The organism is Pseudomonas sp. YY-1, from assembly GCF_002843095.1.
GTDB lineage: Bacteria > Pseudomonadota > Gammaproteobacteria > Pseudomonadales > Pseudomonadaceae > Aquipseudomonas > Aquipseudomonas sediminis_A.
This window is the reverse complement of record NZ_PJLX01000008.1, coordinates 35,117-60,030: the sequence shown is the minus strand read 5'-3', so window position 1 is coordinate 60,030 and position 24,914 is coordinate 35,117. Positions and strand designations below refer to the sequence as shown.

Here is a 24,914-nt window from a genome sequence, read left to right as displayed (position 1 = left end):
TCTCTTAGATCGGGCGAAAAGAGCCACGCGGCACGCGCCGTAAGGCCAGGGTAGCGTTATTTCAGCAGGCCACTTTCACGGTAGAACCTCTCGGCACCCGGATGCAGCGGCACGGCAAGGTTGGCCGGGTCGAACGAACCCTCAGCGCTCCATTCCTTCATCGAACCAAACGAGCGCTGCAGCGCTTCACGGCCGTCCAGGACTGCCTTGGTGATGGCGTAGGCCTCCTCCTCGGAGACCTGATCATTGGCGTACAAGGAGGTGACGAAGCCGACACCCTCGACCGCTTTGTCCTGATGTTCGAACATGCCGGCAGGCATGGTGGTGCGAACGAAACCGTATTTCTCCAGGAAGCTGATGGCCTCGTCGCCAAGATCGAGGAAGCGCTGGCCGGGGGTGATGGACAGCTGGGCAGTGTTGGGGTGGCCAGCCGTGGTGATGCCGATGATCATGTCGATCTTCCGGTCGCCGAACTGGTCCTGCAGGATGCTCAGGCTGGACTTGCTGATGCTGCCGCCGAAGGATTCGATCGCCTCGTAACTCAGGCCATTGGCTTCGAGGATCAGCTTGGCGATGTATTCATTCAGGCTACCCTGCGGACCGGTACCGATACGCACCGCCAGCTTTTTCTCGCGAATATCGGCGATGGACTGGATGGGGCTGTCGTTCTGCACGGTGATGCGTTGGTAGTACTGGTCGAGGCCGCCGACCAGGCCGCGAACGTTGTCGATCTTGCGCTCGAACGGACCGAACGGCTGCTGGGCCCAAGCGGCAACGGGCGGGAAGATCAGGCCGATATCAGCTCGCCGGGCTGCCAGCAACTTGGTGTTGGCGATGGCCATGGGCGTGCCCTGAATGTCCACCGAGGAGCCAGCCGGCAACCGTTGCAACATCTCTCCGCGCAAGGCGCCTGCATAGGCGTACCAGGTCGTACCGGTCGGCCCGGCAGCGAACTTGACCTTTACCGGCTCGGCGGCGATGGCACTGCCGCATAGACCGATGATCCCAAGCAGCGCAACCGCCGCATGTTTTTTCAGTGCTTTGATCATTTTGTTGTTCTCCTCGGTTGATTTCGCAGGGCGGGCCATCAGGCGCCCGACCGGCCCAGCACGCATTCGGTTTGCAGGGCCTTGGCCCGACGGCTCTGCCATGCCCAGATGACGCAGAGCAGCACCAGTCCCGCCAGGGAGGCCTTGATCACCGGGGTGATCAACAGCGCTGCGGCGACGAACAGCAAGATCGTTTCCAGCAGCGAGCTGCGCGCGCGCAGGTAGCCCACCACGCAACCGGCCAGCGCATAGCAACCGATGACGGCGGTAACCACTGCCGGAACGATCTCCTGCCAGTCGCCCTGCAGCAGCAGCGCCGGGCTGAAGACGAAAGCGAAGGCGACGAGGAAACCGGCCAGGCTATAGCGAAACGCAACCCAACCGGTCTTCCACACGTTGGCCTTGGCGATCCCACCCGCGACGAAGGCAGCCAGGGCTACCGGCGGCGTGACCATCGACAGCGCGGCGAAATAGAGCACGAAGAAGTGTGACGAGAGCGCAGGCACGCCAAGCTTGTCCAGCGCCGGAATGGCCAGGATGGCGCCCATGATGTAGGCCGCGGTGGTGGGCATGCCCATGCCCATCACGATGACCATGAACATCACCAGCAGCAGCGCCGGTATCAGCATGCCGCCGGACAACGCGGTGACGAAGCTGCCGAAGGTCAGGCCAAGGTTGGTGATCGAGGCGATACCGACCACGATGCCCGCCCCGGCGCAAGGAATGGCCACGGCGATCGCCCCTCGGGCGCCGGAATCCAGTGCCTGCAACGAGTCACTGAACACCGAACCGGTAGCCTTCAGCACGCCGCGGCCGCCCTCCGCACGCAAGCCATCCCAGACGCGAGTGCAGAGGCCGAACACCAGGGTGATCCAGATCGCCTGCAGGGTCGCCGAGCTCAGCGCGCGGCCGGCCATGATCTGGTACACCAGCACGAATACCGGAATCAGCAGATAAAGGCGCTTGAGCACGCTCGACCAATCGGTGTTCAGCTCGCCACGCGCCAGCCCAGCCAGGCCACGGCGGCGCGCCAGCAGGTCGACCACGAAATACAGCGCGACGTAGAACAGCAGCGCGGGAATCAACGCGGCGATCGCCACTTCGGCATAGGGAATGCCCATGAACTGGGCGATGAGGAACGCCGCAGCGCCCATCACCGGCGGCATGATCTGCCCACCGGTCGAGGAGGTCGCTTCCACCGCTGCGGCTTCTTCGGCACTCATGCCGGACTTCTTCATCGCCGGGATGGTGAACATGCCCATCACCGCAGCGTTGGCCGTGGCACTACCACTGACCGCGCCGAACAATGTGGAAGACACGATCGAGACCTTGGCCATGCCACCGCGGAAGCGCCCGACCAGCAGCACCGAGAGGTCCATGAACAGCTGGCCGCCGCCGAACAGCTGGAGGAATGCTCCAAACAGCAGGAAGTAGAAGACCTGGTTATAGGACACGATGCTCGGAATGCCGAACACCCCCTCGTTCTGCATCGTCTGAATATCGAGGAATGTCTCGAAGAACAACCGGCTCGGCTCGCCGTCGTGGCCGAGAAGGCCCAGCATCGGGATACCGCGCAGTTGCGGGCCGATGAACTGATAGACCAGGAAAACCAGAATCACCACTGTAAGGCCCATACCCAGCGCGCGGCGCACGGCCTCGACCACCAGCACGATAGTGACGACACCCACCACCATGTCCAGGGTGGTCAGCGGGTCGACCATGGCAATGCGCATGTTCAGCATCTCGCCGCTGCGCAGATAATGAAGAGCGATGGCTACAGCCACTGCGGCCAGCAGATAGTCCGAAAGCCTCGCGAGGGTGAAACGGCCCGCGTCCCCGTTGCACAGCGGATGGGTGATGAACGTCAGTACGACGCCAAACATGATGTGGATCGGCACTGCGACGATCAGATCCAGCGGGGTGCCGTAGACCATGTAAATCTGGAAAGCCGCCCAGCAAAGCGCAACGAACGAGGCGGGGTTGGCGAGGTTTTTCATAATTATCTGCCGTAACGTGTGAGGACCAGGGCCATAACCGAAACTGCCGCTCCACACGCTGTTCGTGTAGAGCTGGGCAATCAGGCGTCTTTGCTGCTGGTGCGTCCGAACGTCAGGTGCAGAGACCTCGCCGCTATGGCTGGGGCCAGGCTGGAGATGGGCCCACAAGGCAGTTGATTGTTCATTGCTGTTCACCGTTTTTGTTTTTGTCGGTTGTATACGGTGCCGGTTCTACCGGTCCCGTCTAGTTCGGCAGCTTCATCTTATGGGCCGGGTAAAACCCCTGGCCATTAACGAATTTTGATACACGCCATCACGCGCAGCTCTAGCCTCTCTGGAGCGCTCCCGAAGAAGGACTGGGGTGCCGCTCAACGCTTCATCTCACCGAGCAGCCACGACACCGCCACCCCCGACAGCAGCGCCCAGAACGGGGAGCTGATGCCCAGCAGCGTGAATTGGCTCATAGCCACCGCCAGCGCGACGAAAGCCCCGATCTGGCAGGCGCCGCCCTTCTGGAAAGCCTGTTGCAGCGAGCCGAGCAGCACGCCGATCATCGCCAGACCGGCAACCACAACGATCAGCGCCTTGGGAAAGGCGAGGATGAACGGGACCGCCAGGCCAGCGAACAACCCGAACAGAATGAACAGCACACCGTTCACCAACGCAGCACCGTAGCGCAGCCGAGGGTTATCGCCGGCCTGCTCGGACGAACAGATGGCCGTCATCGGCCCGGCGATGTTGGCGTTATGCCCGCCCAGCACACCGGCCAGTACACCGCCGATACCACTGACCACGGTCATCGTGTTGACTGGTGGGCTATACCCCTCGGCCAACAGCACACCAGTGGCCTGGGCATTCTCCGCACCGATCACCAACGCGGTGAGCGGAATGGTGATGGCCAGAAAGGCATCGATGGAAAAGGTCGGCATGGTGAGTTCAGGCATCACCCAGGCAATGCTCACATCGGCTGGCTGCAACTGGCCAAAGGCGAAGGCCAGAACCAAGCCGACCAGCCCGGCGACCAGCACCGGCGGAATGGATCGGAAGAACCGAGTCGTCAGGAAAAAGCTCAGCGCAGCGACGCCAGCGATTAGCGGGGCCGTGACGACAGCATCGACCGAGCCAGTGGCGAAGCGGATCAGCGCCCCGGCGATCATCGCCATCACGATCGGCATTGGCAGCCAGCGCATCAAGCGCCCGATCAGCCCACTGGCACCAAGCAGTAGCACCAGGACACCGCTCATGATGAAGGCACCGACCGCATCGCTGAACGGGATGACCGTTAGTGAGGCCGCCAGGATCGCCGCGCCCGGAATGCTGTAGGCGCCGCAGATCGGCTGGCGGTACCGCAATGCCAGAAACAGACTGATTAGCCCGCCCAATACGTATATGCCGAACAGCCAGGCAACTGTCTGCGCATTGCTCAGGCGGCCCGCCTCGGCCGCGTTGATCACCACCAGAGCCGGACCGGTGCAACCGAACAGGGCGGCGACCACACCCGCGCTGATGGACTTGGAGTTGAAAGCCCGGCTTAGAGTAGGCGCATTGTCGGCAACCGAGTCCTCGGTTGCGGGATGAAGCGGTTTCTGGATCATGGCAACGCCTTCGCTTGTTGTTGTGTGAGCGTTCGGTCGTTCTCCGAATGCCGCCCGTCAAGGACGGCACACGAGCTGGAGGCGGCTCGGCGGCCGCGCAGCTTATTCCCCGCGGAAGACAGCGGGCCGCTTGCTGTGAAATGCCTCGACACCTTCCTTGAAATCGGCCGAGCTGCGCAGGCGGCTGTAGCAGTGACCTTCCATCTCGATGGCGACCTTCAATGGCGCATCCTCGTTGTCGTTGATCAGCTTCTTGGCGGTACGCTGAGCCAGTGGCGAGAAACGGCGTAGCTCGTCGGCCAATGCATCGACCGCGTTTTCCAGCTCGGTGTCCGGTACGCATTCGGTGACGAAGCCCCAGTCATAGGCCTGCTGACCGCTGACACGTTTGGCACGCATGACCATGTGCTTGGTGCGGGTGATGCCGATCATCTTCTGCAGACGCGCCGAACCGCCGGAGCCCGGGATCTGCCCGAGATTCTGTTCCGGTAGCGCGTAACGCGCGGTTTCCGAAGCGATGCGGAAGTCGCAGGCCAGCGACAACTCGAAGCCGACGCCAAAGGTGTAGCCACGGTTGGCAACGATCACCGGCTTGCTGCAGCGTTCTGGCGCGGCGACGTTCCAGGCCAGCTTGGAAACATGCTCCGGCGATGCTTCCAGGAAGCCCTTGATGTCACCGCCACTGGAGAAATGCTCGCCCTGGGCGCGCAACACGATCACGCGCACGCCAGGATGCGCATCCAGCGCCTCGAATACCTGGCGCAGCGTTTCGCGCTGGCTCATGGCAATGACGTTGTACGGTGGACGGCCGAGGATGATGTCGGCACGTTCGCGAGCGGTGTCGACCTCGACGCAGAAGCCGTCGAATGGGTTGTTCAGGAACTGCTCAATCTCGGTGGTATTCATGGTCTTTCCTCTCGTCGAATGGGGTCAGCTGGCAGCCTTGAGCTCGCCGTACTGGGCGACCAGTACGCGGCGCAGGATCTTGCCGACCGGGGATTTTGGAATCTGCTCGATGAATTCGTAGCGACGCGGGCGCTTGAAACGGGCAAGGCCGGAAGTGACGCAGTGGGCGTCGAGTTCTGCTTCGCTGACCGGATGGCGCAACTTGATGAAGGCGGCGATCAGCTTGCCCCATTGCTCGTCGGGCAACCCGACCACCGCGACTTCCTCTACCGCGGGGTGCAGCGACAAGACGTTCTCGATTTCCGCCGGGCTGACGTTCTCGCCACCGGTGATGATCAGGTCATCGACACGACCAGTGACGAACAGGTCGCCTTCCTCATCGAAGAATCCGGTGTCACCAGTGAAGTACCAGCCGTCACGCAGCGACTTGTCATCCGCGTCAGGGCGCTTCCAGTACCCCTCAAAGGCCTCGTCACTGGCCAGGTCGGCGATGATCTGGCCCTCCTCGTTGGGCCTGGCGACCTCGTCTGGTGAGCGGGCGTCCAGACCGACCACGCGAATCCGCTGGTTCAACGCGCAGCGACCGGACGAACCTGGTTTACGCGCCGCATTCTGGTCGATGGTGAAGGTGTAGATCTCCGAGCTGCCGTAGTGATTGACGAACAGTTCCGGCTGGAAGGCTGCCTCGACCCGACGCATAAGACCGTCGCTCATCGGCGCTCCCGCAAAGCCGATCTTGCGCACGCTGGCGACCCGTTGGGGGCTGAACTCCGGGTGCTCGATGAGCATGTGGTAAAGCGTCGGCACCAGATAGAGGTTGCTGATTTTCTCGCGCTCGATGGCATCGAGCGTGGCCTGAACGTCGAACTTCGGTACGCAGACGAAGTGGCCATCGATCAGCGTCATGGACAACAGCGAGCGCACCCCCATGGTGTGGTACAGCGGCATCACCCCCAGCGTGCACTCCTCGTGGCCGTAGAGGTTCTGCGCCACATGCGCCACGGCTGCCGCACGTTCGACACGGTGCCGACGCGGTACGCCCTTGGGCCGGCTGGTGGTGCCTGAGGTATAGAGCATCAGCGACCAGTCTTCCGGGCTGGCGCGCAGGATGGTCTGCGCCGGCACCTCGGCACACAACTGCTCGAAGCTCAGGGCGCTCTCGTCTGCCAGTTCGCCAACGCTGACGCAGGGAATTCGCAGTTGGCCAGCACCACGTACAGCCTCGACCGAGGAATCGTCGTGGATCAGTGCCCGGGCATCGGCATCCTCCAGGCACCAGCTCAGATCGTCCGCCGTGCAACGCCAGTTCAGCGGCGTCATGACGATGCCACTGAACTGGCAGGCCCAGTGCAACGTCGCCATCTGCCAATGGTTCTGCATCACCACCACCAGACGATCGCCCTTGGCGAGCCCGAGACGCTGCAGCCCGTGGGCAGCACGCTGGATGTCGGCAAACCATTGTTCGTAGGTTTTGCTCAACGCGCCGTCGCTGATCGCAATCGCACCTGGGCGGCGCTCGACTGCGGCAAGAAAGCTGCGTCCTAAATCAAACATGGGTGTTCTCCAAGGCTTCTTGTTGTTGTAAGGCCTGGCGCTGCCGCGCCACCTCCAGCACTGCCTGGACCATTCCCGTGTAACCGGTGCAACGACACAGGTGGCCAGACAGCATGTCGCGTACTTGAGCCTCATCGGGCTGGGGCACGCGTTCGAGGAACTCCACGCAGGACATCAGGATGCCGCTGGTGCAGAAACCACATTGCAGCGCGTGGTGGCGGCTGAATGCCTGCTGCAGATCGCTCATCACCTCATCGCGCGCCAGCGACTCGACCGTGTCGATGCGCCGTTCGTGCGCCTGCACCGCAAGCATCAGGCAGGAGCGCGAGGCCACGCCGTCGACCAGCACCGTGCATGCACCGCAAACGCCGTGCTCGCATCCGACATGCACGCCGGTGGCGCCGAGCTCGTGGCGGAGGAAGTCGCACAGCTGCATGCGCGGCTCGGCATGCCCCTGGCGCGTACGCCCGTTGAGTTGCAGGTGAACGGGAAAACGTTGGTCAACTGGCGCGCGCATGGTCCTGTCCCTCGATGAGTTGGCGGCCGAGCTCGCGTACCAGATGACGTCGATACGCCGCGCTGGCATGTACGTCGTCCTGTGCGCCGAGCGACCAGGCGAAAGCGTTGAGTGCTTCGGGCAATTGCGCACCGCGCGGCAGGCGGCGCAGCACCGGGCGATCGGAAACACCCCCGACGCCAAGCTCGACGCTGTCTTCGCGGATGCAGGCGGCCAGGGCCACCAGGGCGAAGTCGCCATGACGCATGGCCACTTCACGGAAGCGATAGCGCACTTGTGGATCGGTCAGCGGGAAGCGCACCTCGCTGACCAACTCGTCCGCACGCCGCGCGGTGGTCAGTACGCCTTGGAAGAATTCTGCCGCCGGTATTTCGCGGCGCTTGCCCTTGAGCGATTCGAGCACCACAAGGCCGCCGAGGGTGACCAGGCACAGCGGGATCTCGGCGCTGGGGTCGGCATGCGCCACGGAGCCGCACACGGTGCCACGGTTACGGGTCTGGAAATGGCCGATCCAGGGCAGCGCGCGGGCCAGCAGTGGCACCTCGTCGGCCAGGCTGGCGCGGTCCATCAGCTCGACCTGGCGCACCGCAGCACCGACGCACAGGTGGCCGCGCTCGACGTTGAGGTGGTGCAGGTCAGCGGCGTGGTTGATGTCGACCAGCACTTTGGGCTGCGCCAAGCGCATGTTGAGTACCGCCATCAACGACTGGCCGCCGGCGATGATTCGGGCCTGCTCACCATGCTCGGCAAGGATTTCCAGGGCTTCGCGCTTACTGGCAACGCGAACGTATTCGAATGCGGCCGGCTTCATTGCCCACCTCCTTTGCCGAACAGCTGGAGCAGGCGCTGCCATAGCCCAAGGCGCATCGGCGCTCCGCTGAGGCGCTGTGCCAGGCGAGTGAAGATTTGCCCGATGATGACTTTCGAGGCGCTCTGCAACATGCGCCCACCGACCGCGGCGACCTTGCCGCTGACCGCCGCCTCGTATGCGTATTCGAGACGGGTATGGCCGTTGTCCAGTTCGATGAAACGTACCTTCGCACTGCCGGTGGCCGAGCCCATCGGGCTATTGCCAGAGCCGGACAGCTTCAGCGAATGCGGCGGATCGAGATCGGTCAGCCCGACCTTCGCGGCAAAGCGCGCGCGGATCATGCCGACGCCCACGGTAACGTCGGCGCGGTAGTGGTTCTCGCCTTCCACCTCCAGGGCGTGACAGCCGGGAATGATCGACTTCAAGGTGTCCGGGTCGAGCAGAGCGTCGTATACCTCTTGTGGCGAGGCGGGAATTTCCACCGAATCCTCGGCCTGCAGCGTCGAGCCGCCGGCCACTTTCGGCGTATCCAGCGTCATTCCCTCGGGTGCAGCCGGCTCGTCGATGCCAATCATGCTGCGCACCCGTGACGGCGTGAGCGGCAGGCGGATATCGGAACGGCCGAGCGCATCCGCCACCGCGTTGGCGATACATACCGGGGTGCTCATGTTGTTGCCTTCACCGACACCCTTGGCACCCAGCGGGGTGAACGGCGATGGTGTCTCCATGTGCAGGATCACGGGCTCCACCGCTTCGGGAGCCGTGGGCACCAGATAATCGGCGAAGGTACCGGAGAGGAAGCTGCCGTCACTGGCGTAGGCGAATTCTTCCATCAGCGCGACGCCCAGAGCCTGGGTGAAGCCGCCACGGATCTGGCCATCGACCAGCATCGGATTGAGAATGCGCCCGGCATCGTGGCAGGTCACGTAGCGGTCTATGTGGACCTCACCGGTGATGCGATCGATCTCCACCGCGCAGATGTCGAAGATGAAGCCGTAGCACAACGAGCTGTTGATGCAGTCCTCATCACTCGGCGCAGTCAGCTGAGGCGGGCTCCAGAATGCCGTCTCGCGCAAGCCACCACGCTCACCCTCGGGCAGCAGGCCGGGAGACCAGTGGGTAGCGCCCGCAATACGATGGAATGCCTGGCTCGGCCCACCCTCGACGAATACCTTGCCACCGGCGAAACGCACATCCTCGGCTTGCACCTGCCACATCGATGCGGCGATGCCTGCCATCCGCTCGCGAATACGCATCGCAGCGTTGTAAACCGAGCCGGCGACGGCACCGGCGAAGCGGCTCGAATAATTGCCAGAAGCGATCGACCAGGCATCCTTGCCAGTGTCCAGTTCCACGTTGACACTGATGCCCTCGAGCGCCACACCCAGTACTTCAGCGACGATCTGCGCGACAACGGTCTGGTGCCCCTGCCCCTGCGGCGTCGAAGACACGTGTACGGAGACATCACCGAGCGGGCCAACACTGACCGTGGCCGTACTCACCGCGCCGTTCTTCGGGCCCGCCTTGCGCCGCTCCTCGGGCGTCATCGCCGTGGTGATATAGCCCATATTGGAGATCGACGGCTCTACAACCGCGGTATAGCCGATGCCGTAGATGCGCCCCTCGGCGCGCGCCTGGTCACGACGGCGCAACAGCTCATCCAGCCCACCATCGCGCACGGCAAGATCAACTGCTGCCGGATAGTCTCCGGAATCGAGCAATGCCCCCGCGGCAGCGCGATAGGGGAAGGCGTCAGCCGGCACCAGATTGCGCCGGATCACATCGAGCGGGTCGAGCTCCAGTTCGACGGCAATCTGGTGCATCACACGCTCAAGCGAAAAATACACCTGGCCGCCGCCGAAGCCGCGGTTCAGGCCACTCGGCACCTTATTGGTCAGCACCACGCGATTGCGTACCAGCAGATTGCGGATCGCATAGGCCCCCGTCAGGTTGCCGTGCATGCGATAGAACGTGGCCGGCTCCGGCGCGCGCAGGTAGCCACCGCAGTCGTCGATCTGATCGTACTTGAGCGCCAGCACGCGACCGTCAGCCTCTACCGCTGCCTCGATCTCGCAGACCCGGTTGGTGGCGCTGGAGGAGGCCTGCAGATGCTCGAGGCGATCTTCGACCCACTTCACCGGAGCGCCCACCTTGCGCGCCGCCAGCCCCATGAGCACAACGTAGGGAAATACGCCCTGCTTGATGCCGAAACTGCCGCCCGAGTCCGGCGGAGTACGCATACGCAGACGATTGCCGGGCACGTTCAACGCGCGCGCCATCACCGAGTGCAGGGCATAAGGCCCCTGGAAATTGGAGAGCACGTCGTAGGTGCCGGTCGCTGGCTGGTACTGCCCAAGAACGACATAACACTCGATTGGCGTGCAGGAGTTACGCGGAAAATGAACCTTGATCGAAACCCGCCGCGCGGCCTTGGCGAAGGCTTCCTCGGGCTCGCCGTAGCGGAAGTGCCGCTCGTTGACCACGTTGCTGCCGACCGCCTCGTGCAGCACCGGCGCGTCCTCGGCGGTGGCCGCTTCCGGATCGACGATCGCCGGCAGCGGCTCGTATTCCACCTGCACCGCGTCCAACGCGTCCTCGGCCAGGTAGCGGTCTTCGGCGATCACCACGCAGACCGGCTCACCGACGTAGCGAACCTTGTCCACGGCCAGACACCAATGCTCCATGGGCGCACGCACGCCAACCGGAAACGGGTTGGCCCAACGCTTGACGTCCTCGCCGGTCAGCACGCCGTGCACACCGGGCATGCTCAAGGCTGCCGAGGCATCGACCGAAAGCACTCGGGCGTGGGCATGAGGCGAACGAACGATAGCGGCGTGCAGCGTACCTGGCGGCGTCGCCATATCGTCGGCATAGCGACCCAGGCCACGCAGCAGGGCAGCATCTTCGACGCGGGTCTGACTGCGTCCGATATGGCCGGTGACGGGTTCGGCGTCGCTCTGGTGCATGTTCATGGGCAAGCTCTTGTTCTTATGTGTGAAGCAATTGCCCTCGATTCTCTGCAAGCGCCCCGCGAAGCGCCTTGCCCAGCGCTACTCGTTTATGCGTTTGAGTCGGAAGATTTGCCTTTGAGTCTGATTAAGTGATTCGCCCGGATAACTTTCAATGGCTATGGACGATGCGAGCGAGCAAACGATATGCCAGCCCAAACGAAAAACCCCGGTTTATCCGGGGTCTGTCGATGTGATGCTGCACGTATCGATCTTTAGTGAATGATCTTCGAGAGAAACTGCCGCGCTCGCTCGCTTTGCGCATGGTTGAAGAAATCCTGAGGAGCGCTGCTCTCGACGATTTCACCAGCATCCATGAACACCACGCGGTCGGCGACCTGACGGGCAAAACCCATTTCGTGTGTGACCACCAACATGGTCATGCCTGATTCGGCCAAAGCGACCATGGAGTCGAGTACCTCCCCAACCATTTCCGGATCCAGCGCCGAGGTGGGTTCATCAAACAGCATGATCTTTGGCTTCAGACACAGCGCACGAGCAATGGCGGCACGCTGCTGCTGTCCACCGGACAACTGTGCCGGGTAACGATCCGCCTTGTCGGCGATACGTAATTTCTCCAGTTGCTGCATGGCCCGCTCGCGGGCTTCGCGCTTGCCTAGCCCAAGTACGTGAACGGGTGCCAGTGCACAATTCTCAGCAATGCTCAGATGGGGGAACAGATGGAAATTCTGAAACACCATACCCACCTGCTCGCGTACGCGGGTTATGGTCTTCGCCGAGTCATCCAAAGCAATGCCCGCGACCCCGAGCTGACCTTTCTGAAAGGGTTCCAACGCGTTGATGCAGCGTATCAGTGTCGACTTACCTGAGCCGCTGGGGCCGCAGATTACCAGGCGCTCGCCAGCGGCAACCTGTAGGTTCACATCGCGTAAAACCTGAAACGGTCCGTACCACTTGTTAAGGCCGTCAATCTGGATGATAGGGGTCTCTGGCATGGGATATCCGCTTATTGAATCACTTCAGGACATGGGCCAGGAACGCTTGGGTGCGCTCCTCACGGGGATTAGCAAACAGCTGGGCTGGAGGTTCGCACTCAACGATCCGTCCACCGTCGAAGACGATCACTCGGTCAGCCACCTCTCTGGCAAAACCCATTTCATGAGTGACCACCACCATGGTCATGCCTTCGGCGGCCAGTTCCTTCATCACCAGCAGGACTTCATTGACTGTTTCCGGGTCGAGCGCCGATGTCGGCTCATCGAACAACATTAGCCTGGGCTGCATGGCCAACGCTCGGACGATGGCGACACGCTGCTGCTGACCGCCGGACAGCTCGCCTGGAAATGCCTTAGCCTTGTGCGCCAGACCGACTCGTTCAAGCAGTTTCATGGCCTGGGCCTCTGCGTCCTCACGTGACAAGCCGCGAAGCTTCATCGGCGCCAGGGTCATGTTGCGCAGAATGCTCAGGTGCGGAAACAGGGTGTAGTCCTGGAACACCATGCCGACTTCATCACGCAATCTGGCCATGGATTCCCGGCTGTTGCGCGCTCCAGTAAGCGTAATCTCGCCAGCCGTTGCCGGTTCCAGATTATTGAGGCAGCGGATTAACGTGGACTTGCCTGACCCGCTAGGACCTATGACAACCACGACTTCACCCTCATGGATATCCAGATCGACTCCCTTGATGACATCAGTGTCACCAAAGCGCTTGCACAGACCACGCACGCTCATCAGGGTATTCATGACTGCGCCAGCCTCTCGGTAGCAGCCTGAAGAACCTGCCTGGCCTGATTCTGCCGCTGCCGGCGGCTGACATGCACGCTGCGTTCCTGCTCCAGACGAGTGCGTGCCTTGGCGACCTGCACCTGCAGCGCGCTGGCTGCCGGGCCACCTGGCAGACAACGGGAGCTGACGTTGGTGACCGGGTCCAGCGCCTGTTTAACCTGTTGTTCATCCAGGCCCAGTGATCGACCGAGTTGTTCCTGAGCCGCCTGTTCGACCATGGCGTTATCGATGCAATTGGCCGGCAGGTCCTTGTCCATCGCCTGGCGTACCACGGCGCCAACCACATGATGTGCTTCACGGAACGACAAGTTGGCAGAGCTGACCATCAGATCCGCCAGACCGGTGGCCGTGGAGAAATCCTCGGTAGCCTTGCGCAAACCAGCCTTGAGGTTCGGCCGCGCTGTACGCAGGACCAGATCCAGTAGTTTCAGGCACTCCTGGCATTCCTGGGCCGAATCCCAGAAGCCACGCATGCTCTCTCGGTTACCGTCGCCGGTATGAGTGAAATTACTGCCCTTGATACTGACAGCCGACGCGACCAGCGAGCCTAGTACCTGACCAGTACGTCCCTTGAGGTACTCGAGGACAACAGGGTTCTTCTTCTGCGGCATGATGCTGGATGTGCCAGCCACGCTGTCAGGAAAGTCGATGAGCGCAAATTCGTGCGTCGACCATACAAAGAAATCCTGCGCAACACGGCTCCAGAAAACGGCCAGGAGAGTCATCTGCGCCATGCTCTCCAGAGCGAAATCTCGTGAGCCAACAGCATCCAGGGTGTTCTCCAGAAAGCCGTCGAAGCCCAGCAGCTCGGCAGTACGTGTGCGGTCAATGGCAAATGGAGTACCAGCAAACGCAGCTGCGCCCATTGGGCTCTGATTCATGCTATCGAGGGTAGCCGCCAAGCGCGTGCAGTCGCGCTCCAGCGCCTGAGCTACGGCGGACAAATAAAATCCATAAGTGATCGGCTGGGCGGGTTGCAGGTGCGTGTAACCCGGCATGATCGCCTCTGCATACTGCGTCGAGCCATCTAGGGCGCTCTGCCGTACGGTGTACAGAGCGTCCAGCAGATCCATCAGCACATCTCGCCCACGCAAGCGATCCAGAGTAGCCAAAAGGTCATTGCGACTACGACCGATATGCAAGCGCCCACCGATGTCGGTGCCGACCATGTTGATCAAGTGCGCTTCGTAGTTGAAATAGGCATCCTCACGCAGCGGATCCAAGGTCACGGCCTGAGGGCCGGCCTGCTCCATTTCCAGCACGCCACGAGCAAGCGCGGCGGCCACCGGTGGGTCGATAAGAGCGCATTCGGCTAGCATGACAATATGAGCCTTATTGACGTCGCCAAGATAACCAAACCCCTCGGCGAAACCGGCAAGACGCGGTGCATAGATGAGATCGCAGACCTGTGCGGCTGTGGGTTCCTTGAGTCGGCGACTGACTTTTGATTCGAGCATGGTATTGGCCTATCAGGGCTGAGGTTGGGAGAGTCGAGTCGCAGTGCGACCCAGACGACGTTCGAGATAGCGACTGAGCCAGGTCAGCGCGCTGCAGATGACGAAATAAACGAGCAGTACCACGCTGTAGACGGTGAAGGCAGGGTTTTCGCCGCCCATCATGGTGCTGCGTTCGACGATGATCTGACCGACCTTGAGGAACTCACTGACACCTACCAGGGCACCGAGCGATGTGGCCTGGACTAGCAGCGTCAGCAGCCCGGTGTAGGCCGGCAGGATGGCCTTTAGCGATTGTGGTACGACGATGTAGACGTAGATGTGCCAAGGCCGCAGACCCAGAGCCCAGGCGCTCTTCCATTGGTGACGAGGTACTGAGAGCAGGCCCCCGCGGACGATCTCGATGCCGTTGGCGCTGCCCCATAGAGTCAACCCGAGGGTGACCGCAGCAAAAGGGCTCAGATCCGCACCCAGTAGTGGTGCGCCGAAGAAAATGAAGAACACATTGACGATCAGCGGGATCGAGCGAAACAGCTCGACGTAAGCATGGATCAGCCAACGCAAAGGACGGCTCGGGAGTGTCGCCAGGGTGCCTAGCACCACTGAAATCAAGGTGGTGAACAACAGGATCACCAGCGCCAGCTTCAGGGTCATGAGCAAACCCTTGGAGATGAATCCCCAATTCTCGATCACGAATTCCATGACCACCTCATTGTTGGAAAGGACGTTGCAGGCGGGCTTCCAGACGCCCGGCGAGCAAAGCCAGTACGGCGACCAAGGCGAGGTAGATCACGCAGATGGCGGCGAACATCTCAATGGCACGGAAATCCGTGGCGATGCGGTCCACGGCGACGAAGGTCAACTCCGCCAACCCAATGGTCTGTAGGTACGCCGAGTTCTTCAGCAGCGAGATGGCCGTGTTGAGCATGGCCGGCAAGCTGATGCGAAAGGCGATGGGAATGGCGATCAAGCGGAAGAACTGTCGGGACTGCAGGTTGAGTGCCATGCCAGCTTCACGGAGCCCCTTGTCGATAGTCGCCAGACCCCCACGCAGGTTCTCTATCTGATAGGCGCCAGCCCACAGTGACAGGCACAGCACGCCTGACCAGTACAGCGACAGCTTCAGACCTACAGCAGGCAAGCCGTAGAAAATGAAAAACAGCTGTACCAGAATGGGTGTGTTGCGGATCAGCTCAACATAGAGTGCGGCAAGCTGGGAGAGCAGCGGCAGCTTGAACAGCCTGATACCTGCGCCCAATACGCCGATCAACAGTGACAGCACGATACTCAGAGCAGAAACCTGCAGGGTCATCCATAACCCATCGAGCAGAGCCGGCCACTGCATGAGCAGATAGTCGAAATCAAAACTCATGACAGACCCCGATCAGTGGGATTCTTCGGGCTTGGGCTGCTCGAATACGCTCAGGTAATAGCTGCGTGTGGCCTCTGGCACGTATTTCTCAATCCAGGGACGGAAGCGCTTTTCCTCGTGCATGCGTACCACCGCGGCGGACAGGTAAGTGCGCCACTCGTCTTCGCCCTTGCGCAAACCGATAGCAGCATCGGAGATCTGGAAGGGTTCCTCGACCAAACGCAACGATTCGTCGTTGCCAGTAATCACTACCAGTGTCGCGGCATCATGCGTATAAGCATCGGCACGCCCCTGGCGGAAACTCTGCAGAGCATCGGCAGCGCTATTCAAGCGCAGCGTCTTGACCCCAGGCATGTTCTCTTCGAACCACTTGGCCTGCACTGAGCCCTTGAGTGTCGCCAGGGTTTTGCCCTTCAGATCAGCAATTTTGTTGATGCCACTGTCTTTGCGTACCAGTACATCACTAGCGCCCCAACGATAGGGCTGGGTAAAGGCGATCACCCGCTCACGCTCGGGAGTGACACCCAGTGTCGCGATCAACATATCGACCTTGCGGCCCAGTAACTGGGGAACGCGGTTTTCCGCAGTCACACAGGTAAACGCAACCTTGTCAGCCGATCCCAACGCCCACTCGGCGATAAGACGGGACATTTCCACCTCTACCCCTGCAAAGTCGCCGTTGTTGTCCTGATAGCCATAAGGAGGCTGATCACAACGCACACCTGCACGCAGAACGTTCTGCTCACTGATAGCGGATGGAACCGGAGGCATACTGTCTGCCGCCATTGCCTGTAGCGTGAGGCTCAGTGCAGCAGCAGCAAGTAGTGTCTTGTTCATCGATGTCATGGGTGTCTCCTGTTTGTTGTTATCGCAATGGCGAGCCTGAGCTCGTGCGTGACCATGGCAGTTAGGAGTTTCGGAACCTTGGAATGGCGCTCGCCGCGGGTTCCAATCACATAGCGAGTGCCTTGGAGCAATTTTTAAATCGGTTGCCCCATACTGACAAATGACAATACGCTAGCGCCCCATGCGAAAATGATATGGGCGCATCATGAACTTCAAGCAAGTAGAAGCCTTTCGTGCAGTGATGCTTTCCGGCTCGATGACGGCAGCGGCTGAAGCGCTGCATACCTCGCAGCCCAATATCAGCCGCCTGATTGGACAGCTGGAGCGCCTCAACGGCTTTGCTTTGTTTGAGCGAATCGGTAGCCGCTTGGTACCGACCGATGAGGGCACCGCATTCTTTAATGAGGTAGACAGGGCCTTTGTCGGTCTGAGCAACCTTGAACACTCGGCGCGCCATATTCGCCAACTTGGTACCGGCCAGATACGTATCGCCGCCGTACCATCGCTGTCTCTGACCCTGCTACCACACGCTATCCAGCGTTTTCGCCAAGGTCACGAGCAGGTCGCGATATCACTGCAGACCAGCGACTCGGCCACGGTGGCCCGATGGGTAGCATCTCAGTTCTGCGACTTTGGTCTGGTGTCTTTCATCGGCGAAGAAACCCCTGGTGTGCGCGCGCAACTGATTGGCGACCTGCCTGGCGTGTGTATCGTTCCCAAAGACCATCGGCTTGCGGCACTGGGGCAGATTGACGTGGACGACTTGGAAGGCGAGGAATTTATCTCTCTGGCCAATATCGGTGACGGCACGCGGCGACGCATCGACCGTTTGTTCATGCAGAGCGGCGATCGCCGCAAGCTAAGCCTCGAAGCGCCTTATGCCGCGACCATTTGCAGCATGGTCGGCACCGGTCTTGGTGTCAGCATTGTTAGCCCTCTGGTCGCCCGCGAGTATCTGCACACGGGTATAGAAATACGACCGTTCGCAGCAGATCTGCGCTTTACCAGCTATCTGCTCTACCCCGACCATCGGCCACAGAACAGCCTGGGCAAGCGCTTTGCAGCGCTGCTGAAAACGATGTTTAGTGAGGTACCGGCTAGTTAACAAGCAAACACCGATAGTCGTCTCTCACCCTGTTCGCGAGCAACCACTTTGCATACAGATTAGTCTGCTCTGCACTTAACAGCCGTCGCTCAACTGTTCTTCCCCCGGACTTTCCTTCCTCAACAAATAACTGTCCATGATCCAGCCAGTACGCTCCCGCGCTTCGGCACGGGTCGTGACGATGCGTTCGGCCACCTCATCCAACGGCCCGGTGATGAGGATTTCATCGGCAGTGCCGACGTAGGCGCCCCAGTAGATATGCAGACCCTGACCGACAAAGCGGCGGTAGGTGTCCTTGGCGTCGAGCATCACCGCCACGCTGTCTACGCCTTGCGGCCAGCCTTCGGCGAGCAGGCGGCCGGTGGTGATTTCCACGGCGCGGCCAATGCTGTTGAGCGGGATACGGTGGCGCGCAGTCAGCGCCTGCAGGCTGGTGATGCCGGGGATCACGTCATAAACGAAGTCGCTACGGCGCGAGGCTATAGCCTCGATGATGCGGATGCTGCTGTCGTACAACGAAGGATCGCCCCAGACCATGAAGGCCGCCGTCTCGCCATCGGCCATCTGCTCATCGATAAGCTGCTCGAACACCGCCTGCTTGTCGCGGTTGAGTTCGTCGACACTGGCGCGGTAGTCCGCTGCCTCGCGTTCGCGCTCCGGTTGCAGGCCTTCGGCGAAACGCGGCGTATGACCTTCGAGAAAGCGTGCGCAGATCTCGCGGCGCAGGGCGTTGAGCTTGTGCTTGGCCGCGCCCTTGTCCATCAGGAAGATCACGTCGCTGCGGCGCAGCGCCTTGATCGCCTGGTAGGTGATGTAGTCCGGGTCGCCGGCGCCGATGCCGACCAGCAGCAGGGTTTTCATGGGGTTCTCCAGGTGCGCCCTGGCACGCCGGGTGCCAGGTCGTCGATATGGTGATACTCGGCCTGTAGCGCCTGCGCCAGCTGGCGGGCGCGGCCCAGGCGGATGGGCGCGCGCTCAGTGTCGAGCAGCAGGGTCGGGCACGGCAGCGGCGCCAACGCTGGAAGATCACGCAAACGGCCATCGGTCAGGATCAGCAGGCGCTGGCGTTCGTGCGGCTTCAGTCGCTGGCGACGTAGCAGCCAGTCACCCGCCTGTTGCAGCGCATCGAGCAGCGGCGTGCCGCCACCGGCGCCCAGTTCGTGAAGCCATCGATGCAGTTCAGCACTGGCCTTGCGCCCCTGCCACAGCCATTGCGCCTCACGACCACCGGCCTGCAGCACGGCCAGGCGCGCACGCTGGCGATAGGCGCTGTCGAACACCTCCGCTAGCACGCCCTTAGCCAGGCTCAGCGCACCATGGCGCCGGGTCGAGGCAGAGGCATCGACCAGCACCAGCCAGAGTTCCTCAGCCTGCTGGCTGCGCGGGCGCAGCACCAACTGTTCGCGGCGTTGCGGCCGGCCCTGGCGCAGGGTCGCCGCCCAGTCGATACGACCGGCCACGCCGCTACGCGCAGCACCCCGCAGGCCGCCGCCGAGTCGTCCGGGCCGGTTACGGGCATCCGCGCCAGTGGCTGTGCGCGGGCGGATGCTCAGAGCTTTTTTGGCCAACGCGGCGGCACACGCCGCTCGCCCATGGCCTGTGACTGAGCCGGCAGCTCGCCCCACTGACCTTCACCCTGGCTCTGTTCTCGCGCCAACTGCGGCGCCTGGCGCTGCTCGTCGGGCGGCGTGGCAGCCGGCGGTTGTTGCTGGCGACGGCGATGGCGCAGGACAAAGTCCTCCACCGCATCGATATCCACAGGCTCGATACCCGTCGCGCCACGCCAGGCGGCATGGGCACGGGCGGCGCGCAGCCAGACCAGATCGGCGCGCAGACCATCGACGCCGGCAGCGAAGCAGCGCTGGCTGATCTCACCCAGCGCCGCATCATCCAGCGGGATATCGGCCAGGCGCTGGCGGGCGTTCTGACAACGCATCGCCAGGGCATCCTGCTCATCCTGCCAGCGTTGCAGGAAGGCGGCGGGATCAGCATCGAACGCCAGGCGCCGACGGACGATCTCGGCGCGCTCGGCCGGTTGCGGCTGGCCATCCAGCGCCAGGTTCAGGCCGAAGCGGTCGAGCAGTTGCGGGCGCAGTTCGCCTTCCTCGACGTTCATGGTGCCGATCAGCACGAAGCGCGCGGCATGCCGATGGGAGATGCCGTCACGCTCGACATGGTTGACCCCGCTGGCGGCGGCATCGAGCAGCAGGTCGACCAGATGATCGGGCAGCAGGTTGACCTCATCGACATACAACACGCCGCCATCGGCGCGGGCCAGCAGGCCGGGGGAAAACTGCGCGCGGCCTTCGCCCAGCGCCGCGTCCAGATCCAGCGTGCCGACGATGCGCTCCTCGCTCGCCCCCAGCGGCAGGGTGACGAAGCGCCCGCCCTCCAGCAGGTCGGCCAGGCCACGGGCCAGGGTCGACTTGGCCATGCCGCGCGGGCCCTCGATCAGCACGCCGCCGATGGCCGGATCGATGGCCGCCAGGCACAGCGCCAGCTTCAGCGAATCGGCGCCGACCACGGCGGCAAGGGGGAAGTGATGTTCGGTCATGGCTTATCTCGGGATCAATGACGATGTGTGGCGCGCACCAGATTGCTTATGGCCCATGTTCAATTCCCAATACCGCAGATGCTCAGTGGAAACAGGATGATCCCGACGACACGGGGAAAAAGGGCTCCCAATCCGGCACAGACCAATGCCCCCAGCAAAGCCCAAATGCCCAGTTCTCCCAGGCCAACCGGCTCACTGGTCAGCAGTACGCACACCAGCAAACCGACCCATATTCCAGCCACAGCGCCAATGCAGGCCGAACGAATACGCTCGCGCCGGGTGATCGGGCTTCGCCACCAAAGCTGTAAACGGTTAAGTACACCGAGAGTCATGGGGGCCTCGCGATCCGTAGGGTGGGTTAGCGGCGCAGAACGCCGGTCTTGTATCTGCAGAAAAACGTGGCGCGTCGCGTAACCCACCAGGCGATATATCGTATTGCGCCAATCGTGGGTTACGCCGCACCCGCTTCAGCGAGTTGGCCGGCAACCGCGACAGGCGGCTAACCCACCCTACGGGAACGAGTAGCTTCATGATTCCTCGCTATCGAGCAGCAGGTTCTCCAGCGCTTCGCGGTAGTCGCCGGGATTCTCCCACAGGCCGCGCTGCTGAGCCTCCAGCAGGCGTTCGAGGATGTCGTTGAGCGCGCCGGGGTTGTGCTGCTGGATAAAGTCGCGGGTATTTTTGTCGAGTAGGTAGGCATCGGTGAGCAGCGCGTACTGGTGGTCGTCGACCAGCTCGCTGGTGGCATCGAAGGCGAACAGGTAGTCGATGGTCGCGGCCAGCTCGAAGGCGCCCTTGTAGCCGTGGCGCTTCATGCCCGCGATCCACTTGGGATTGGCGGCGCGGGCACGCACCACGCGGTTGAGTTCTTCCTTCAGACTGCGAATACGCGGCGTATCCGGCTGGCTGTTGTCACCGTGATAGCTGGCCACCTTAAGCCCGCGCAGGGTTTCCACTGCCGCCAGCATGCCGCCCTGGAACTGGTAGTAGTCGTTGGAATCGAGGATGTCGTGCTCGCGGTTGTCCTGGTTGTGCAGCACCGCCTGCATCTGCTCCAGGCGCTCGACGAAGCGCTGCCGCGCGGGCGCGCCCTCGGTGCCGCTACCGTAGGCGTAGCCGCCCCAGTTCAGGTAGACCTCGGCGAGATCGGCGCGGCTCTGCCACAGGCGCTCCTCGATGGCGTTCTGCACCCCAGCGCCATAGGCCCCCGGTTTGGCGCCGAACACCCGCCAACCGGCCTGGCGCCGCGCTTCGGCTTCATCCAGACCACCGTCCTTGAGCACCAGCGATTCGCGCCAGACCCGCGCCGACAGCGGGTTCATATCTTCCGGCTCATCCAGCTCGATCACCGCTTGCACGGCCTCGTCGAACAAGCGGATCAGGTTGCTGAAGGCATCGCGGAAGAAGCCCGACACGCGTAGGGTGACGTCCACCCGTGGTCGGCCAAGCTGCTCCAACGGCAATACCTCGAAGCGCTCGACACGTTGGCTGCCCGGCTGCCATACCGGGCGCACGCCCATCAGCGCCAGCGCCTGGGCAATATCGTCGCCGCCGGTACGCATGGTCGCCGTGCCCCACACCGACAGGCCGAGCTGGCGCAGGTGGTCGCCTTCGTCTTGCAGATGGCGCTCCAGCAGACGATCCGCCGCCTGCACGCCGAGGCGCCAGGCAGTCGGCGTGGGCAGGTGGCGCACATCGACGGTAAAGAAGTTGCGCCCGGTGGGCAGCACATCCAGCCGCCCGCGACTGGGCGCTCCGCTCGGCCCGGCGGGTACGAAACGCCCCTCAAGCGCCGCCAACAGGCCGCCCATCTCGGCGCCGCCACAGGCATCCAGCAACGGCGCAATATGCTCGGCCAGGCCATCGAGAATCAGCGCCACCTCGGCGCCGAAATCGTCGATGCGCTCGCCGGCCAGACGCCGCTCAATCAAATTCAGCGTCAGCAGCTCCAGGCGCTCGCGGGTATCGCCGACGGTGCGCCACAGGCTGTTATCCACAACCTGCAACGCCTGTGGACGCAGGCCCTCCCAAGGCTGACCCATATCGCAATCGAGCGGATCGAGGCCCAGTTCCAGGCCATGGGCCAGCGCGCGCAGCAGGCTTGCATTGGCGCCCTGGCCGTCGCCACGGGGGATGCGCAGCAGCGCCAGCAGGGTGTCGCGGCGCAGTTGCCCTACGGGCGATTCGCCGAACACATGCAGGCCATCGCGGATTTGCGATTCCTTGAGGTCGCACAGGTAGGCGTCGAGCTGCGGTAGCCAGCTGTCGCCGTCGTCGTTGAGTTGCAGGCCCAGCTCGCGGTCGAGGCTGGCCTCGCGCACCTTGGCCAGAATCTCGCCACGCAGCTCCACGGCGCGGCGCTGGTCGAGCTGGCTGGCCTCGAAATATTCGTCGGCCAGGCGCTCCAGATCGCGCAGCGGGCCGTAGCTCTCGGCGCGGGTCAGCGGCGGCATCAGGTGGTCGATGATCACTGCCTGGGTGCGCCGCTTGGCCTGCGCGCCCTCACCCGGGTCGTTGACGATAAAGGGGTAGACGTTGGGCAGCGGCCCTATCAGCGCCTGTGGCCAGCAGCCCTCGGACAGGCCGACGCTCTTGCCCGGCAGCCACTCCAGGTTCCCGTGCTTGCCGACATGGATCAGGGCATCGGCGGCAAAGGCCGTGCGCAGCCAGGCGTAGAAGGCGATATAGCCGTGCGGCGGCACCAGATCGGGGTCGTGGTAGACCGCCGCTGGGTCGAGTTGATAACCACGCGCCGGCTGGATGCCAACGAAGGTCAGGCCGAAGCGCAGGCCGGCGACCATCATCCGCCCGCTGCGGAACATCGGGTCATCCTGCGGCTCGCCCCAGCGTTCGCGCACTGCCTGCTGGTTGGCAGCGGGTAGGCTGTGGAAAAACGCCAGGTAGTCGTCCAGCGCCAAGCTTTGCGCGCAAGGCCGTGTATCGAGGCCGTCGAGATCGTTGGTGACGCCACCGAGCAGGCTGTGGACAAGTGCGGTACCGCTCTCCGGCAGGTTATCCACCGGATAGCCCTGCTGTTGCAGCGCCTGCAGGATATTCAGCGCGGCGGCCGGCGTATCCAGGCCCACGCCATTACCAATACGGCCATCACGGGTCGGGTAGTTGGCCAGGATCAGGCCGATTCGCTTCTGATCGTTGCTTTTGATCGCCAACTGGCACCAGTTACGCGCTATTTCGGAGACGTAGGCCATACCTGGCTCGTGCGCCTGGTAGCACACCACATCGCTCTGGCTACGCTCGCTGCGCCAGGCCAGGCCCTTGAAGCTGATGGCGGTGCCGATCAGTCGGCCATCCAGTTCGGGCAGTACCACGTGCATGGCCAGGTCGCGCGAGCCCAGGCCCTGGGCGCTGGCCTGCCACTGCGCCTGGTTGTCCAGCGAGCAGATGGCCTGCAGCACCGGGATATCGCGACGGAACACCCGCGCCTGCGGCGCCTCGGGGTTGGACAGGGCAAAGCCGGTGGTATTGATGATCAGCGCGGTGCTCGTCTCGCCCAGCCAGGCCTGCACCTGATCCAGGCAGGCCGCCTCCTTGAGGCTGGCCACGGCAATCGGCAGCGGGTTGAGGCCCTGCCGAACAAGGTGCGCGCAGAAGGTATCGACGAAGGCGGTGTTCGCCGATTGCACATGGTTGCGGTAGAACAGCAGCGCCACCACAGGCGCATCCGGTTGCCACTGCGCCTGCCAGTCAGCCAGCGCCGCCGGGCTGCGCTGCGGATGATAGAGGCCGACACGCGGCAGCGGTTGCGGCTCCTGCCAGCTGTCATCACGGCCCAGCCAGCGGCTGCCGATGCAGCGAAATAGCTGGCGAGCATTATCCAAGCCGCCCTGGCGCAGGTACTGCCAGAGGCGCTGGCTGTCTTCTTCACTGACGTTGCCGAGCGCATTCAGCTCCGGGTCGGGCTTGTCGTCACCGGGCACCATGATCACCGTAGCGCCGCGCGCGCCCAGTTCCACCAGGCGCTCGACGCCATAGCGCCAGTAACTCACCCCGCCATGCACGGAGATCAGGATGACCTTGGCATGCTGCAGCACCTGCTCGACGTAGAAATCGACCGAGGCGTTGTTGCTCAGTTGCGCCGGGCTGGCCAGGCGCAGGCTGGGGTAGTCGTCCGGCAGTTGCCGGGCGGCTTCAGCCAGCAACGACAGATGCGAATCCCCCGTGCACAGCAGCACCAGCTCGGCAGGCGTCTGGCCAAGGTCGGCGATGCTGTCGGCCGGCAGTTGGGCGCCGGGCTGGGTGCGCAGTAAGTGCATATTCGGCTCTGTGGGAGGGGGCTTTAGCCGCGATTGGTCTTAGCGCCGTAGGGTGGACTCAGTTATCCGGCGGACTGTTCGCTTCGCTCCTGAGTCCGCCCTACGATCAAGTACGCCCTACGCTCT

20 protein-coding genes are annotated in these 24,914 nt (G+C 62.7%); 1 reads left to right on the top strand and 19 read right to left on the bottom strand.

Features of this window, described 5'->3' with window-relative positions; translation table 11 throughout:
* Window positions 1-56: 56 nt before the first annotated feature.
* The 14 genes from CXP40_RS13025 to CXP40_RS12960 form a co-directional block, all read right to left on the bottom strand.
* A complete protein-coding gene (locus tag CXP40_RS13025; RefSeq protein ID WP_106734213.1) occupies window positions 57-1,049 on the bottom strand; it encodes a TAXI family TRAP transporter solute-binding subunit in 993 nt (330 codons plus the stop codon).
* 38 nt (window positions 1,050-1,087) lie between these two features.
* Window positions 1,088-3,046, bottom strand: coding sequence for a TRAP transporter fused permease subunit (locus CXP40_RS13020; RefSeq protein WP_106734076.1), 1,959 nt, complete (start codon window positions 3,044-3,046; stop codon window positions 1,088-1,090).
* A gap of 368 nt (window positions 3,047-3,414) precedes the next feature.
* The gene (locus tag CXP40_RS13015; RefSeq protein WP_106734075.1) at window positions 3,415-4,641 is read right to left on the bottom strand and encodes a benzoate/H(+) symporter BenE family transporter; all 1,227 of its coding nucleotides are present in this window, start codon (window positions 4,639-4,641) and stop codon (window positions 3,415-3,417) included.
* A 102-nt stretch (window positions 4,642-4,743) separates the two neighbouring features.
* Window positions 4,744-5,547, bottom strand: coding sequence for an enoyl-CoA hydratase/isomerase family protein (locus CXP40_RS13010; protein WP_106734074.1), 804 nt, complete (start codon window positions 5,545-5,547; stop codon window positions 4,744-4,746).
* Window positions 5,548-5,571: 24 nt separating this feature from the next.
* Window positions 5,572-7,101 (bottom strand): AMP-binding protein, encoded by a 1,530-nt coding sequence (locus tag CXP40_RS13005; protein WP_106734073.1) that lies wholly within the window; start codon window positions 7,099-7,101, stop codon window positions 5,572-5,574.
* Window positions 7,094-7,618: a (2Fe-2S)-binding protein gene (locus CXP40_RS13000; protein ID WP_106734072.1), complete on the bottom strand. Its 525-nt coding sequence runs from the start codon at window positions 7,616-7,618 to the stop codon at window positions 7,094-7,096. Before CXP40_RS13000 ends, CXP40_RS13005 begins: the two co-directional genes overlap by 8 nt.
* Window positions 7,602-8,429, bottom strand: a complete 828-nt coding sequence (locus tag CXP40_RS12995; protein ID WP_106734071.1) for a xanthine dehydrogenase family protein subunit M — start codon at window positions 8,427-8,429, stop codon at window positions 7,602-7,604. The genes CXP40_RS13000 and CXP40_RS12995 overlap by 17 nt, the downstream gene beginning before the upstream one ends.
* A complete protein-coding gene (locus tag CXP40_RS12990) occupies window positions 8,426-11,401 on the bottom strand; it encodes a molybdopterin cofactor-binding domain-containing protein (protein ID WP_106734070.1) in 2,976 nt (991 codons plus the stop codon). Before CXP40_RS12990 ends, CXP40_RS12995 begins: the two co-directional genes overlap by 4 nt.
* A 251-nt stretch (window positions 11,402-11,652) precedes the next feature.
* Entirely contained in the window at window positions 11,653-12,393 is a 741-nt protein-coding gene (locus CXP40_RS12985; RefSeq protein WP_106734069.1) for an amino acid ABC transporter ATP-binding protein, read from the bottom strand.
* Between the two features lie 19 nt (window positions 12,394-12,412).
* Entirely contained in the window at window positions 12,413-13,141 is a 729-nt protein-coding gene (locus CXP40_RS12980; protein ID WP_106734068.1) for an amino acid ABC transporter ATP-binding protein, read from the bottom strand.
* Window positions 13,138-14,640: an argininosuccinate lyase gene (argH, locus tag CXP40_RS12975; RefSeq protein ID WP_106734067.1), complete on the bottom strand. Its 1,503-nt coding sequence runs from the start codon at window positions 14,638-14,640 to the stop codon at window positions 13,138-13,140. Before argH ends, CXP40_RS12980 begins: the two co-directional genes overlap by 4 nt.
* A 12-nt stretch (window positions 14,641-14,652) precedes the next feature.
* Entirely contained in the window at window positions 14,653-15,339 is a 687-nt protein-coding gene (locus CXP40_RS12970; protein ID WP_106734066.1) for an amino acid ABC transporter permease, read from the bottom strand.
* 7 nt (window positions 15,340-15,346) lie between these two features.
* Entirely contained in the window at window positions 15,347-16,009 is a 663-nt protein-coding gene (locus CXP40_RS12965) for an amino acid ABC transporter permease (protein WP_106734065.1), read from the bottom strand.
* A 12-nt stretch (window positions 16,010-16,021) separates the two neighbouring features.
* Window positions 16,022-16,855 carry a transporter substrate-binding domain-containing protein gene (locus tag CXP40_RS12960; RefSeq protein ID WP_256579368.1) on the bottom strand — a complete coding sequence of 278 codons (834 nt, stop codon included), beginning with the start codon at window positions 16,853-16,855 and terminating at the stop codon, window positions 16,022-16,024.
* Window positions 16,856-17,060: 205 nt separating this feature from the next.
* Between CXP40_RS12960 and CXP40_RS12955 the strand changes: the two genes are divergently transcribed.
* Complete coding sequence (locus CXP40_RS12955; protein ID WP_106734064.1) at window positions 17,061-17,960, top strand: LysR substrate-binding domain-containing protein; 900 nt, start codon at window positions 17,061-17,063, stop codon at window positions 17,958-17,960.
* 75 nt (window positions 17,961-18,035) lie between these two features.
* Here CXP40_RS12955 and cobF read toward each other — a convergent pair whose 3' ends face one another.
* From cobF to cobN, 5 genes are all read right to left on the bottom strand, one after another.
* Complete coding sequence (gene cobF, locus CXP40_RS12950; RefSeq protein ID WP_106734063.1) at window positions 18,036-18,821, bottom strand: precorrin-6A synthase (deacetylating); 786 nt, start codon at window positions 18,819-18,821, stop codon at window positions 18,036-18,038.
* Window positions 18,818-19,528, bottom strand: a complete 711-nt coding sequence (locus CXP40_RS12945) for a VWA domain-containing protein (RefSeq protein ID WP_256579365.1) — start codon at window positions 19,526-19,528, stop codon at window positions 18,818-18,820. Before CXP40_RS12945 ends, cobF begins: the two co-directional genes overlap by 4 nt.
* Window positions 19,510-20,514, bottom strand: a complete 1,005-nt coding sequence (locus CXP40_RS12940; RefSeq protein WP_106734061.1) for an ATP-binding protein — start codon at window positions 20,512-20,514, stop codon at window positions 19,510-19,512. The genes CXP40_RS12945 and CXP40_RS12940 overlap by 19 nt, the downstream gene beginning before the upstream one ends.
* Window positions 20,515-20,573: 59 nt before the next feature.
* Entirely contained in the window at window positions 20,574-20,846 is a 273-nt protein-coding gene (locus tag CXP40_RS23690) for a hypothetical protein (RefSeq protein ID WP_143508911.1), read from the bottom strand.
* Between the two features lie 195 nt (window positions 20,847-21,041).
* A complete protein-coding gene (gene cobN / locus CXP40_RS12935; protein ID WP_106734060.1) occupies window positions 21,042-24,788 on the bottom strand; it encodes a cobaltochelatase subunit CobN in 3,747 nt (1,248 codons plus the stop codon).
* Window positions 24,789-24,914 lie beyond the last annotated feature (126 nt).

Bases quoted from the DNA above. Each gene is read 5' to 3' on its own strand.
- CXP40_RS12955 (WP_106734064.1), top strand. From the start codon at position 17,061: ATGAACTTCAAGCAAGTAGAAGCCTTTCGTGCAGTGATGCTTTCCGGC.
- CXP40_RS13025 (WP_106734213.1), bottom strand. From the start codon at position 1,049: ATGATCAAAGCACTGAAAAAACATGCGGCGGTTGCGCTGCTTGGGATC.
- CXP40_RS23690 (WP_143508911.1), bottom strand. From the start codon at position 20,846: ATGACTCTCGGTGTACTTAACCGTTTACAGCTTTGGTGGCGAAGCCCG.
- CXP40_RS12965 (WP_106734065.1), bottom strand. From the start codon at position 16,009: ATGAGTTTTGATTTCGACTATCTGCTCATGCAGTGGCCGGCTCTGCTC.
- cobN (WP_106734060.1), bottom strand. From the start codon at position 24,788: ATGCACTTACTGCGCACCCAGCCCGGCGCCCAACTGCCGGCCGACAGC.
- CXP40_RS13015 (WP_106734075.1), bottom strand. From the start codon at position 4,641: ATGATCCAGAAACCGCTTCATCCCGCAACCGAGGACTCGGTTGCCGAC.
- CXP40_RS12990 (WP_106734070.1), bottom strand. From the start codon at position 11,401: ATGAACATGCACCAGAGCGACGCCGAACCCGTCACCGGCCATATCGGA.
- CXP40_RS12995 (WP_106734071.1), bottom strand. From the start codon at position 8,429: ATGAAGCCGGCCGCATTCGAATACGTTCGCGTTGCCAGTAAGCGCGAA.
- cobF (WP_106734063.1), bottom strand. From the start codon at position 18,821: ATGAAAACCCTGCTGCTGGTCGGCATCGGCGCCGGCGACCCGGACTAC.
- CXP40_RS13020 (WP_106734076.1), bottom strand. From the start codon at position 3,046: ATGAAAAACCTCGCCAACCCCGCCTCGTTCGTTGCGCTTTGCTGGGCG.
- CXP40_RS12940 (WP_106734061.1), bottom strand. From the start codon at position 20,514: ATGACCGAACATCACTTCCCCCTTGCCGCCGTGGTCGGCGCCGATTCG.
- argH (WP_106734067.1), bottom strand. From the start codon at position 14,640: ATGCTCGAATCAAAAGTCAGTCGCCGACTCAAGGAACCCACAGCCGCA.
- CXP40_RS12960 (WP_256579368.1), bottom strand. From the start codon at position 16,855: ATGACATCGATGAACAAGACACTACTTGCTGCTGCTGCACTGAGCCTC.
- CXP40_RS13005 (WP_106734073.1), bottom strand. From the start codon at position 7,101: ATGTTTGATTTAGGACGCAGCTTTCTTGCCGCAGTCGAGCGCCGCCCA.
- CXP40_RS12970 (WP_106734066.1), bottom strand. From the start codon at position 15,339: ATGGAATTCGTGATCGAGAATTGGGGATTCATCTCCAAGGGTTTGCTC.
- CXP40_RS12985 (WP_106734069.1), bottom strand. From the start codon at position 12,393: ATGCCAGAGACCCCTATCATCCAGATTGACGGCCTTAACAAGTGGTAC.
- CXP40_RS13010 (WP_106734074.1), bottom strand. From the start codon at position 5,547: ATGAATACCACCGAGATTGAGCAGTTCCTGAACAACCCATTCGACGGC.
- CXP40_RS13000 (WP_106734072.1), bottom strand. From the start codon at position 7,618: ATGCGCGCGCCAGTTGACCAACGTTTTCCCGTTCACCTGCAACTCAAC.
- CXP40_RS12980 (WP_106734068.1), bottom strand. From the start codon at position 13,141: ATGAATACCCTGATGAGCGTGCGTGGTCTGTGCAAGCGCTTTGGTGAC.